The sequence below is a fragment of the Mesorhizobium sp. J18 genome (assembly GCF_007829525.1).
GTDB lineage: Bacteria > Pseudomonadota > Alphaproteobacteria > Rhizobiales > Rhizobiaceae > VLJP01.
Genome location: NZ_VLJP01000004.1, coordinates 20,854 through 33,154, shown reverse-complemented (window position 1 = coordinate 33,154; position 12,301 = coordinate 20,854). Strand labels below are relative to the sequence as shown.

The window sequence follows — 12,301 nt, the reverse complement described above, 5'->3', positions numbered from 1 at the left end:
ATGCAGGCGGTGCTTGCGCTGCAGTTCCGTGTCCTGGCCGCGCTGGTGCTGCGCGAGACGCGGGCCACCTTCGGCACGACGCAGATTGGCTATCTCTGGGCCATCATCACGCCTGCGGCCAGCACGGCGGTTCTGGTCGCTATCTTTTCCGCCATAGGCCGGCAACCGCCTTTCGGCGCAAGCCTTGCGCTGTTTTTCGCTACCGGCGTCCTGACGCTGGAGCTCTTCAACAAACTCGGCAACTCCCTGATGACGGTATTCGACGCCAATAAGGCGCTGCTGACCTATCCGCCGATCAAGGAGACGGATGTTCTCTTCGCCCGCGCGATCCTGATCGCTGTCACCTATGTGCTGATCATGGCCGTCTTCTTCTCGGGCCTGATGCTTTTTGGCCTGGCCGGTCCGCCTGCCCATCCGGGCGAGCTGATGACTGCCTTTGCGACCACCTCCCTTCTCGGGTTCGGCTTCGGGACCGTCAATGCCGTCATCCTCTCGCTTTGGGAGAGCTGGCGACATGTAGAGAAAATCTTGACCCGTCCGTTGTTTTTCGTGTCGGGTGTCTTCTATGTTCCGAGCTATCTTCCGCGACGTGCGATCGAGTGGCTCGAATGGAACCCCGTGCTGCACGCCGTCGAATGGGTGCGGAGCGGCTACTACGTCAATTACGACAGCACCGTGCTCGACAAGAGCTATATCCTATGGGTCGCGCTGCTCCTGACCTTTCTAGGACTTGCGGGGGAAAGGCTCACCCGCATCAGGAGAAGCAGCGCATGATCGAGCTGCACGGCGTTTCGAAGAGCTACAAGGTGAAGGCTGTCAGGAAGCATGTCCTCAATCGCCTTTCCTTCACTTTCCCTCGCGATCGGAATGTCGCCATCATAGGGCCGAACGGAGCCGGGAAATCGACTTTGATGCGATTGATATCCGGCTCTGAACAGCCGGATGAAGGGCGGATCATTCGCCACGTCCGCGTCTCCTGGCCGCTGGGTTTCTCAGGCGGTTTCAACGGCTCGATGACCGGCATAGAGAATGTTCGCTTCGTGGCGCGCATCTACGGAGCCGATACCGAAGCGGTCATAGACTATGTGCGTGATTTCTCCGAACTCGGCCGGTCGCTCAACCTGCCGATCAGGACTTATTCCAGCGGCATGAAGGCCCGTCTCGCCTTCGGGATGAGCATGGCCATCGACTTCGATTGTTATCTCATCGATGAGATTACGGCGGTGGGCGACGAGAGCTTCAAGAAGAAGTCGCAGGCCGTCTTCAAGGAGAAATTGCCGAACTCCCGCATCGTCATGATTTCGCACTCCATGAGCCAGATCCGCGCTTATTGCGATTGCGGCCTGCTGCTGACTGCAGGTGGCATCTGGTACTATGATGCTGTGGAGGATCTCATTGACGCATATTCGGCAAGCATGGCACGGTCGGCGCGAAAGAGTTGAATCGGGACGGTTGAGCGCGTATCTGGGGTGCGAAAACGGCAAAGGAGTGTGCCCGTTGTCGGCCATAACCCGCTTCCTCGGCGACAGTCCGCTGCGAATAGCGCTGAAGCTGCTCGTCCTGTCCTTCATCGTCGGCATGATCATGGCGGCTTTCGACTGGTCTCCCTTCGATGTCCTCTATGGCATACGGGACGGCCTCTTGCGCATCTGGAATCTGGGCTTTGCCGCGATAGACCGCTTCCTCGGCTATATCCTGCTTGGCGCAGTGATCGTCATTCCGGCCTTCCTTATCCTGCGGCTCCTGAGCTACCGCAAATAGCAGATTGGATGCGGCCGGCGGCCGTTGCGGGCGACATGATCCGTTTCCATACGGATCTGTGGCCTCTTCGGTAGCCCCATTCGTCCCAGGATACAGACGTGGATCAGGTACGCCAGCAACTCCCTTCCGTCCGCCCTTTCGAGGTCACACATCGCAGCGTACTGGCGATTTCCGTGCCCATGACGCTGGGCTTTCTGACCACGCCTCTGCTCGGCGTCACAGACATGGCCGTAGTAGGCCAATTCGGCGATGCTGCCCTTCTCGGCGGTTTGGCCGCCGGCGCGGTCGTTTTCGATGTTGTTTTCACGACATTCAATTTTCTGCGTTCCGGGACCACCGGTCTCGTCGCCCAGGCCTTCGGCAGCGGCGATACGGCGGAAGAGCAGGCCGTCTTCTGGCGTGCCTTTCTCGTTGCAGTTGTGCTCGGTATCCTGCTGATCCTGCTCGCACCGTTGATCGCCGGCGGCGGCAAGCTGTTCGTCGATCCGGAACCGCGCGTGGCAGAAGCGATGCAGACATATATCGCGATCCGCATGCTGGCCGCGCCTCTGACGCTCGTGAATTATTCCGTTCTCGGCTATGTGCTGGGGCGGGGTGAAGGTGTTCTCGGCCTGCTGCTGCAGGCGGTCCTCAACGGTACCAATATCGTCCTGTCGATCTATCTCGGCCTGGTTCTCGGCTGGGGGATCGAGGGCGTTGCCTGGGGAACGGTCGGAGGCGAACTGGTCGGCGCCATTTTCGGAATGGCAGTTGTGCTCACGCGTTTCCGCCACGCTCCGCCGCTGGCGCTTAGGCGCGTTTTCGATCTGGAACCTGTCAGGCGCATGTTCGCGATGAACAGGGACATCGTGATCCGTTCGTTCTCCCTGCTGGCGGCCTTCGCACTCTTCACACGCCAGGGCGCTCAACTCGGTACAGAGACGCTCGCCGCCAATGCAGTTCTGCTGAACTTCTTCCTCGTGTCCAGCTATTTCCTGGATGGTTTCGCCAGCGCCGCCGAGCAACTGGCCGGCCGCTCCGTGGGAGCGCACTACAGGCCAGCTTTCGACAAGACTATTTGGCTGACGGCCGGTTGGGGCTTTGCCCTCGCCTTTGCAGCCGCCGCCATCTGCCTCTTCTTTGGTGAAGCGCTTGTCTCCTTCATGACGAATGCCGAGGAGGTGAGGGACATGGCGATCCGCTATCTTCCCTTTGCCGCGCTGACAGGTGTCAGTGGCGTTCTGGCTTTCCAGATGGACGGCGTGTTCATCGGCGCCACATGGTCGCGCGACATGCGCAACATGATGCTGTTGTCGCTTGGCGTCTATCTCGCCTGCCTTTATGGCCTCGCCGCTGCATTCGGCAATACGGGACTCTGGATTGCGCTCCACATATTCCTGATCGTGCGCGGTCTGAGCCTGCTTGCTGTGCTGCCGTCGCGGCGGCAGGTGGTCTTCCGGGAAAGTTAATCCGCCTTGCGTTCTGCCCAGAAGCCGGCTCGGCTATCTCGAATCTGCCGCAGATTCTCGATTCTTTCGGTGCGCATGAAAGCTTCCATCCCGCGCAGGATCCGGCCGGGAAGGGACGGGCCGGCATAGATCATACCGGTATAGAGCTGCACCAGATCGGCTCCGGCACGGATCTTTTCGAGTGCTGTTTCGGCGGAATTTACACCACCGACCCCGATCAGAGGCAGGTCGGGCCCGGCCAGCAGGCGCATTCTCGCCAGCATGATCGTCGACTGCTCGAAGAGAGGCCGCCCGGAAAGACCGCCAGCTTCCTGCGCATATGGACCGGAGACATTATGCCTGGAAAGGGTGGTATTGGAGACGATGAGCCCGTCCAGCCTGTATTCCTTCACGATGCGGGCAATATCGCCGAGTGCTTCGTCATCGAGATCCGGCGCGATCTTGAGGAAAATCGGAACCTGCGCCCCAGTCTCACTTCTTGCTGCGACGACCCGATTCAGCAGTTCGGAAAGATTGTCCCGGTCCTGCAGATTGCGCAGGCCGGCGGTGTTGGGCGAGGAGATGTTCACCGTCAGATAGGAAGCAATGCCGGCGAAAGTCCGCACGCCGGCCTCGTAATCGGCGATCCGGTCGGCGCTGTCCTTATTGGCGCCGATATTGACCCCGACGATGCCCGGACGGCCATTGCGCGCTTTCAGGCGCTCCAGGCAGGGCTGATTGCCCTCATTGTTGAAGCCGAGCCGGTTGATGACACCTTCATGCGCTTCCAGCCTGAAAATGCGCGGACGCGGATTGCCCGGTTGGGGCAGCGGCGTCACCGTCCCGCATTCGGCAAAGCCGAAGCCGAGCGCTAACAGGGCGTCCGGCACCTCGCCATTCTTGTCATAGCCGGCCGCCATGCCGATCGGGTTCGGGAAGGCGATGCCGGCCACGGTCGTTGCCAGTCGGGTGCTTGGTCTGGGCGGACGGCAGACGGGGAAGCCTGTTTTCAGCGCAGCGATGGAAAGACCGTGCGCCGTCTCCGGATCAAAGGAAAACAGCACTCCCCGTGCGGCTGCATCGAAAAGGCGCATCATGCGGCGAGATCCGGAAAGACATGCAGCCCGTTCTTGTCGAGCGGCAAGGGTACGGCCCAGCGCACCGCACTAAGCGGCAGCGGCGCATAAAGATGCGGAAACAGCGCGCCGCCGCGTGACACTTCATATCTGAGGTCATCGCCGAGGGCTTCCGCGTCAACAGCGACGAGCACCAGACCGCTCTGTCCGCCAAAATGCTTGGCCGCCGTCTCCCTGACCTGCGCGGCGGTCGAGAAATGGATATAGCCATCCTCGACATCGACCGGAGCACCCCGGAAAATACCGTCCTCTTCGGCCTGCCGCCACAAGGCCTTCGTGCAGATCTTGTAGATGAGTGTCGTCATGGTCCGGCTATAGTCGCAACGCCGGATCGGCGAAAGTGCCGATGCGGTCGCAATCGAAATTATGGCGCAATCGGCTGCAACATATCGGTGATCATGCTGGGAGCGATGCAGATGCGAAATATCATTCCGGCTGCGGCCATTTTGCTCGTCGGAACGGCCGTTGCCGCTCCGGCGCAGGAAACCGAACACTATACTATCGAGAGAACGGAAAACGGCTATGTCCGCATGGATACGCGAACGGGCCAGATATCGACCTGCACTGAAAGCAACGGCCAGCTGGTTTGCAGGCTGGCGACGGAAGAACGTCAGGCTTATCAGGACGAGATCGACTCCCTCCAGTCCCGCCTCGATGCGCTGGAGGATCGGATCGCTGCGCTGGAAGAAGGCGGCGCCGCGGCGAAGAGTGAAGACCTGCCTTCCGACGAGGAGGTCGAGAAGACGCTGGGGCTGATGGAGCGCTTCTTCCGACGTTTCATGGATATTGCGAGGGATCTGGAGCGGGAGTTCCGTCAGGAAGAGGAGCCTGCACCGCCGACGCAGGATCGCACTTAGTCCGAGGCGGGTTTTGTGCCCATGCGCTCGACCAGTGCATCGGGCAATGCCTGCGAACGTCGCGTTTTCAGGTCGAGCATGAGCACGACCACCTCTCCGCTGGCGATCGGTTCCCGGTCGGCTATCCGCACAATCTCGTGCCGCAGCAGCAAGGTCTTTGCGCCATTGATCCTGGGGACGGAATAAAGCGCGATCGCTTCCCCGGCTCGAGCGGGAAGATGGTGGGTGATTTTCATTTCAACCGCGACGCGCCCCAGTCCGCGCTCGCGCAGCCAGCTGGTATCGAGACCGGCGCAAGCCCATACATGCGGAGCGGCATCGGAAAAGCGAGCGATATAGTATTGTGCATTCATCTCGCCATCGACGTCGCACTCGGCGGGACTCACCACGGATGCATTGGCAAGCAGGCCACCTTCCGCGAGGATCCGATCCGCGGCGATCGGCTGCAACGGATCACTGCCGGCGCTGCGCGGCAGCGCGGCTTCGGCCTGTTCGGGCGAAATCTGGTGCCTGTAAGCAAGGCCGGACGTGGCCTCGAGCGCGATGGCGGCAAGCGCGCCGGTCTCGGCATTTTCCAGCAAATGAACGACGCGGCCGTTATAATATCCGCCCGCTATCACAGCGGAGCGGACAAGGGTCCGCGCGCCCGCGTGGAGTTCCGCATGATATCTGACATGCCGGTCGCGTGGCAGCGTCGTTTGCTGCGCGCCCTCCGCTGAAAGAAGACTGAAAATCCGTGCTGCCTCGTCAAAACGCCTGAAATAGAACTGCACGTTCATATGGTCATTTTCGTCGGATTCCCATGAATTGACAAAGGATCGGTGCGTTTCCAGCATATCTTGCAAGTCGAACGGTCCTGTAAAATTGGAGGAGGGGCGCGAAGCTTTGCATTATCCACGGCCGGAAATCCATAGCTGGATCAAGCCTGTCGCTTTCATCTTGAAAACCGCCTGCTGCGGCGCATAATCCGCGTGTTCGTCCCGTTGCTCGATCAGAACAAACACATGCGGCGGGATCAAAGGGAGGATGGCTTGCCGTCAAGCTACAGATTTGTGATCGCCGATGATCATCCCCTCTTTCGCGGCGCGCTCAGGGAGGCGCTCTCCGGGATCGGCGGAGGCTCTGAAATTCTGGAAGCTGGCGATTTCGACAGCGTCAGGGCACTAATGACGGAAAATGAGGAGATAGACCTTGTACTCCTCGATCTGGCCATGCCCGGCACCCGAGGCCTTTCTGGCTTCATCGCGTTGCGTGGCATCCATTCGACCACACCGATTGCCGTCATCTCAGCTTATGACGATGGCGAAACCATACGCCGGGCACTCGATCTTGGTGCTTCGGGTTTCATCCCCAAGTCGGCGGGAATGGATGAGATTCGACAGGCTGTCAGGCTTATGCTCGACGGGGAGATCTATGTGCCGGAAGGGATCGAATTCGGCGTCGAGAGCGATCACGAGATTTCCGACCTGGTCCAGCGTATCCAGACGCTCACGCCGCAACAAGCGCGCGTGCTCGCCATGCTGGCGGAAGGCCTTCTGAACAAACAGATCGCCTATGAACTCAATGTTTCGGAGGCGACCATCAAAGCGCATGTCTCCGCGATTCTGCAGAAGCTGGGCGTGGATAGCCGCACACAGGCCGTCATTCGCCTTTCGCGTATCAGCGGCGACAAGCTACTTGTCGCAAGATAGTCATTCGGCGGCAGCCGGCATTTTGCGCTGTTGCGTCAGGATGGTTCTGAGAACCGCCGGCCGCACGGGTTTGTTAAGGATGGGAATGCCCATTTTTTCTGCCGCCCTGCGCACTTCGTTCGAACGGTCTGCCGTGATCAGGATCGCCGGGATATCCGACCCGAAGCGTGCGCGCAGCCTGGCGATCGCTTCCAGCCCATCTTCCCTGTCGAGGTGATAGTCAGCAAGTATGAGCGACGGCGCGGTCGCCAGCGCGTCCGCATCTGACGAACCGGCAATGGTGGTGACCTCGCAGCCCCAGCCGGCCAGAAGCAGCCGCATTCCATCGAGGATGCGTGGGTCGTTGTCTATGCACAATACGCTCATGCCCTTCAGCATCATGTTGCCGTGCACGGGCGGCTGGATGCCTTCTGCCCGCATGGCTTCTATGGCTTCCGTAACCGGCAGGATCACGGAGAAACGTGTTCCGGACCCCAGGCGCGATTGCAACTGTATTTCGCGCCGCAAGACCCGTGCGATACGGTCGACGATGGATAGACCGAGACCCAGCCCTTCCGCTTCCCTCATGCCGTCATCCAGCCTGGTGAATTCGCGGAATACGGTGTTGAGCTCGTTTTCCGCGATGCCGATGCCGGTATCGAATACCTGTAGTTCGACGAGGTCCCCACGCCGCCTGACGCCTATCAAAACGCGGCCCTTGCGCGTGTATTTGATGGCGTTGGAAACGAGGTTCTGTACCAACCGGCGAAAGAGATTGCGGTCGGTTCTGACGGCGAGGGAGGAAGGCACGATCCGCAAATCAAGATTCTTCGACGCTGCGAGAGGCTGGAAATCGGTGCCGATCTGTCTCAAAAGGGCATCCAGCCTGAAAGTGGTTTCGTTCGGTTTGAATGCTCCGGTATCGAGCCGCGAAATGTCCAGCACGGCACTGAGAATGGTGTCAACGGAATCGAGCGAAGATTCTATATTTACGATCAGATTGCTTTCTCCGCCCCCGCGTAGCTTTTCCTTGAGTGCGGAACAATAGAGCCGGGCCGCGTTCAGCGGCTGCAGGATGTCATGGCCGACCGCCGCCAGGAAGCGCGTCTTGCCGAGATTTGCTTCGTCGGCGAGCATTTGCGCGAGCGCGAGTTCCTCGTTGACGCGCATCAGTTCGGCGGTGCGGCTGCTCACCCGCTGCTCCAGGGTTTCGTTGAGACGCTTGAGCGCCGTCTCCGCCTCGACGCGTGCTGTGATATCCGTATAGGTCGCCACGATGCCGCCGTCGGGCATTGCATTAGAACGCAATTCTATGATGCGGCCGCTATTGACGAGTTCAATCTGCCACGGCGTGTCCGACGGCGTGAACCGGTTGAGCACTGCAGCCTCGGTGCCCAGCTCCAGATCGCCTCGCTTTGCAAGATGGTCGAGGATCTGATCGAGCGAGACCCCGACCTGGCCCATCTCGTCGGGCAGTTCGAACAATGCGCGATAACGCCGGTTCCAGCAGATGAGGCGATAGTCACGATCGAAGACCGTGATACCCTGCTCCATCTGGTCGAGTGCTGTCTGCAAGAGGTCGCGATTCTGCTGCAGCGCCTCGGAAGCGTCATCGAGCAGGCGCTTGGCCTCACGCGGCGAACGGTCGTTGCGCTGGAGAAGGAGCGACAGGATCAGTCGGGCCGAGGACGAGCCCACCGCGCTTGCCAGTAGCTGCTCGGAAAACCTGATCAGCGGCATGCTTGCCTGTGCGTGTCCGTCCAGGCGAATGCCATTGTTGGCCTCGAAAGTCTGGAAGGACCGTTCCATCCGCTCGACGCCGAGATAGCGTGCGATCGTCTCTTTCAGGTCATCCACCGTCACGGCTGTGCGGAACCGTCGAAGACTGGGCATCGGGTTTACGTCGCGGGGCACGAAAATGGCTGCCTGGATTCTTTCGAGAGGCATTGCTTCGCGCGACAGCGAACCGAGGACAAAGAACAGGGTATTGACCGAAAGGCTCCAGAACACGCCGTGATTGAGCGGCTCGCCCACGGTGCCGAATAGCGCTTGCGGGCGCAGCGCCTCGAGCCCGAAAAGACCGTGCAGGAGGATATCTGCATCCGGCGGTGCCAGGGATGGGAACAAAAGCGTGTAGAACCACATGCCGAAGCCGGTGCACATCCCCAGGACGGCGCCACGGCTGTTGGCTCCCCGCCATATCAGGCCGCCAAAGAAAGCCGGTGCGAATTGTGCGATGGCGGCGAAGGAGATCAGGCCGATGGAAGCCAGTCGCGTATTGCTGGTTGCCTCGCGATAGTAGAGAAAGCTTGCAAACAGTATGAGGAAGATTGCGGCGCGGCGGATATTGAGAATTACCACCGACCAGTCTTCCTTTTCTCGCCGGTCGGGCCGGAGGAGCCGGCGCACGAAAAGCGGGATGACGAGATCATTGGAAATCATGATCGAGAGCGCCACGCTGGCCACCACCACCATCGCAGTCGCGGCCGAAAGACCGCCGATGAAGACGAGAAGCGCCAGCAGTTCTTGCCCCTCGGCGAGTGGTATAGCCAGCACGTAGAGATCTGCATGACGCTGGTCGCCGATCATCGTCATGCCGGTAAAAGCGATTGGCAGCACAAAGAGATTGATGAGAACGAGGTAGAGAGGAAAGATCCAGCTTGCTTTCTTCAGTTCGGCTAGATCGCGGTTTTCGACTATGGTGACGTAGAACTGGCGCGGCAGCATGATGATCGCGAAGGCGCTGAGCGTGGTCAGCACGATCCAGGTGGCAAGCGATGTCGGATAATTGAAAGCATCCACGACGGCGGGATTGGCGCTGACGGACCGTATCAACTCGGCCGGATTGGCAAACAGGAAGAAGCTCACCGCCATGCCGGCAGCAAGAAAAGCGGCAAGCTTGACGATCGATTCCACCGCCACCGCCAGCACCAGCCCGTCCTGATGCTCCGTTGCGTCGGCATGGCGCGTGCCGAAGAGCACCGCGAAAAGCGCCAGCAATATCGCGACGATGAGCGAGATGTCGCCGATGAGGAAGTCGATCGAAGGCGGCGCGCCGTCATAATGCTTCACCATCAGGCTCACAGAATCGGAGATCGCCTTGAGCTGGAGCGCGATATAGGGAACCGTTCCGAAGGTCGCGATCAGCGTCGCAATGGAAGCGACGGCGAAGCTTTTCCCGTAACGCGCGGCGAGGAAGTCAGCGATCGAGGTGATCCTCTCGGTCCTGGCGAGCCGGATGATGCGCTTGAGCAGTGGAAAGCCGAAGAGGAAAACCAGGATCGGCCCGATATAGATCGTCAGGAACTCCAGTCCGCGTTCGGTCGCCAGTCCGACCGATCCGAAGAAGGTCCAGGAAGTGCAATAGATGGCAAGGCTGAGGGAATAGATGAGGGGACGCGAATGGATGTTTCCGTTAGCCGCGGCACGGCGATCGCCGATGCTCGCTATGGCGAACAGCAGCGTGACATAGGCGATCGCGATAATGCCTATGGCCCAGCCTTGCACGACAGCCAAACCCTCCCATGTCAGCCAATTCATGCACTTTCAGGCAAGCACAGCTCAAACCCGCTGTCCAATGCTTTGCTTCCACCCTTGCTTGCGAGTCGGCCCAGTTTGCGCTTTTCATAGGAAGGCTCCGTCGGGGGATTCGTTTTTGACGGAGCTGTCGCAACCTCGTTCAAGGAGGCCATCGGGATGTTGAGGGAATTTCAGGAATTCATCGCTCGCGGTAATGTCATGGACCTTGCCGTGGGTGTCATCATCGGCGGTGCATTCGGATTGATAGTGTCATCCCTCACCGACGACATCATCATGCCGATCGTCGGGGCCATATTCGGCGGCTTGGATTTCTCCAACTACTTCCTTCCGCTTGCTTCCGGCGTGAACGCCGGCACTCTTGAAGCTGCACGCGAGCAGGGAGCAGTGCTCGCCTACGGCAACTTCATCACGGTCATCATCAACTTTCTTATTCTCGCCTGGATCATCTTTCTCATGGTCAAGGGGGTTAACAACATCCGCCGGCGCTTCGAAAAGGAACAGGAAGCGGAGCCCGAGGCGGCGCCCGCTGATGTGCAGCTTCTGACCGAAATCCGTGATCTACTCGCCAGTCGCAAGGCAGTCTAAGGGTTGTCTTTTCCGGCTTTTGAAGCAGAGGCTGGATGCAGCACATTCGGAAGCGGCGCCCCGCCGCTTTCCGAATTAGTCCATACGGTACCGATGTCTTTTGCAGAATCTCTTCGGCGCGAAGCGCGTTCCGCGCCGGAAAGCGGCATTGTCGCGGTAGTGAACCATGCGCGCGGCCGCGAGGGCCTCATCCCGCTGTGGGTCGGTGAGGGAGACCGGCCGACCCCGGCCTTCATCCATGAAGAGGCGACAGCCGGTCTCGCCGGAGGTGAGACCTTCTATACTTGGCAGCGTGGCACGCCTGATCTGCGAGCGGCCTTGGCACGGTACCACCAGCGGCATTTCGGGCAGGGTTTCGCGCCGGAAGAATTCATCGTGACAGGTGGCGGCATGCAATCGATCCAGCTTGCGATCGATGCGGTCGCAGGGGCCGGGGACGAGATCATCTACCTTTCGCCGGCATGGCCGAATTTCCCGGCGGCATTCGGCATTGCAGGCGGCACGCCGGTGCCCGTTCAACTCGATTTCTCGGAGAACGGATGGAGCCTTGATCCCGGCCGTCTGGAAGCAGCGATCACGCCCAGAACCCGTGCCATTTTCCTCAATTCGCCCTCCAACCCTACCGGATGGACCGCTGACCGCGAGACTCTGAAGGCCGTTCTGGACCTTGCCCGGCGTCGCGGTCTTTGGATTGTGGCCGATGAGATCTATGCCCTGTTCCACTATGCTGGTGGGCGGGCGCCTTCCTTCATGGACGTGATGGAGGCGGATGACCGCATTATCTTCGTCAACAGCTTCTCCAAGAACTGGGCGATGACGGGCTGGCGCATTGGCTGGCTTCGCACCGATCCGTCACTGCAGCAAGTCTTTGAAAACCTGATCCAATATTCCACTTCCGGCGTGGCGCAGTTCATGCAGCGGGGAGCGGTCGCCGCTCTTGATCACGGTGACGGCTTCGTCACCGGACAGGTGGAGCGCGCCAGGAAGGGGCGGGACATTGTCAGTAGCATTCTCAGCCAAACCGGCCGCGTGCGTTTTGCCCGACCGGCCGGCGCCTTCTACCTCTTCTTCGCGATTGACGGAGTGAAGGACACCGCTCAGGCCGCGATAGAGATCGTCGACGAAACGGGCGTGGGTCTCGCCCCGGGCAGCGCATTCGGTCCGGGCGGTGAAGGCTTCTTCCGGCTTTGCTTCAATCGCCGGCTGGATCAGCTTGAGGAAGCCGCCAGCCGTCTTGCCGGCTGGATCGCTGCACGCCAGAGTTAAAGGGTCCGATCAGGGCCCATTCCCGATATGTTCGAGGCCCGATATGTTCGAGGATTGAC

General features: G+C 59.9%; 12 protein-coding genes. 8 read left to right on the top strand and 4 right to left on the bottom strand.

Annotated features, from left to right (window positions below):
• The 4 genes from L598_RS02625 to L598_RS02610 all read left to right on the top strand — a co-directional run bounded on the left by L598_RS02625 (position 1) and on the right by L598_RS02610 (position 3,209).
• Positions 1-774, top strand: coding sequence for an ABC transporter permease (locus tag L598_RS02625; protein WP_144860004.1), 774 nt, complete (start codon positions 1-3; stop codon positions 772-774).
• A complete protein-coding gene (locus tag L598_RS02620; protein ID WP_144860001.1) occupies positions 771-1,442 on the top strand; it encodes an ABC transporter ATP-binding protein in 672 nt (223 codons plus the stop codon). The genes L598_RS02625 and L598_RS02620 overlap by 4 nt, the downstream gene beginning before the upstream one ends.
• A gap of 55 nt (positions 1,443-1,497) precedes the next feature.
• On the top strand, positions 1,498-1,761 hold the full coding sequence (locus L598_RS02615) for a DUF6460 domain-containing protein (RefSeq protein ID WP_144859998.1): 264 nt from the start codon (positions 1,498-1,500) through the stop codon (positions 1,759-1,761).
• 179 nt (positions 1,762-1,940) lie between these two features.
• The gene (locus L598_RS02610; RefSeq protein ID WP_144860163.1) at positions 1,941-3,209 is read left to right on the top strand and encodes an MATE family efflux transporter; all 1,269 of its coding nucleotides are present in this window, start codon (positions 1,941-1,943) and stop codon (positions 3,207-3,209) included.
• On the opposite strand, the gene L598_RS02605 is transcribed toward L598_RS02610, so the two are convergent.
• Positions 3,206-4,282: a quinone-dependent dihydroorotate dehydrogenase gene (locus tag L598_RS02605; RefSeq protein WP_144860160.1), complete on the bottom strand. Its 1,077-nt coding sequence runs from the start codon at positions 4,280-4,282 to the stop codon at positions 3,206-3,208. The two genes, L598_RS02610 and L598_RS02605, sit on opposite strands and share 4 nt — an antisense overlap.
• Complete coding sequence (locus tag L598_RS02600; RefSeq protein ID WP_144859993.1) at positions 4,282-4,629, bottom strand: DUF952 domain-containing protein; 348 nt, start codon at positions 4,627-4,629, stop codon at positions 4,282-4,284. The genes L598_RS02605 and L598_RS02600 overlap by 1 nt, the downstream gene beginning before the upstream one ends.
• A gap of 111 nt (positions 4,630-4,740) precedes the next feature.
• Between L598_RS02600 and L598_RS02595 the strand changes: the two genes are divergently transcribed.
• The gene (locus tag L598_RS02595; RefSeq protein ID WP_144859990.1) at positions 4,741-5,181 is read left to right on the top strand and encodes a hypothetical protein; all 441 of its coding nucleotides are present in this window, start codon (positions 4,741-4,743) and stop codon (positions 5,179-5,181) included.
• Here the strand turns inward: L598_RS02595 and L598_RS02590 are convergent.
• Positions 5,178-6,017: a thioesterase family protein gene (locus tag L598_RS02590; RefSeq protein WP_348642729.1), complete on the bottom strand. Its 840-nt coding sequence runs from the start codon at positions 6,015-6,017 to the stop codon at positions 5,178-5,180. The genes L598_RS02595 and L598_RS02590 overlap by 4 nt on opposite strands.
• Before the next feature lie 195 nt (positions 6,018-6,212).
• Here L598_RS02590 and L598_RS02585 point away from each other — a divergent pair, with 195 nt between their 5' ends.
• Positions 6,213-6,872: a response regulator transcription factor gene (locus L598_RS02585; protein WP_144859977.1), complete on the top strand. Its 660-nt coding sequence runs from the start codon at positions 6,213-6,215 to the stop codon at positions 6,870-6,872.
• Here L598_RS02585 and L598_RS02580 read toward each other — a convergent pair whose 3' ends face one another.
• A complete protein-coding gene (locus L598_RS02580; RefSeq protein WP_144860157.1) occupies positions 6,873-10,358 on the bottom strand; it encodes a PAS domain-containing hybrid sensor histidine kinase/response regulator in 3,486 nt (1,161 codons plus the stop codon). It abuts the gene before it with no gap.
• Positions 10,359-10,547: 189 nt separating this feature from the next.
• Here L598_RS02580 and mscL point away from each other — a divergent pair, with 189 nt between their 5' ends.
• Both mscL and L598_RS02570 read left to right on the top strand, forming a co-directional pair.
• Positions 10,548-10,976: a large conductance mechanosensitive channel protein MscL gene (gene mscL, locus L598_RS02575; RefSeq protein ID WP_144859974.1), complete on the top strand. Its 429-nt coding sequence runs from the start codon at positions 10,548-10,550 to the stop codon at positions 10,974-10,976.
• Between the two features lie 93 nt (positions 10,977-11,069).
• Complete coding sequence (locus L598_RS02570; RefSeq protein WP_144859971.1) at positions 11,070-12,242, top strand: pyridoxal phosphate-dependent aminotransferase; 1,173 nt, start codon at positions 11,070-11,072, stop codon at positions 12,240-12,242.
• Positions 12,243-12,301 lie beyond the last annotated feature (59 nt).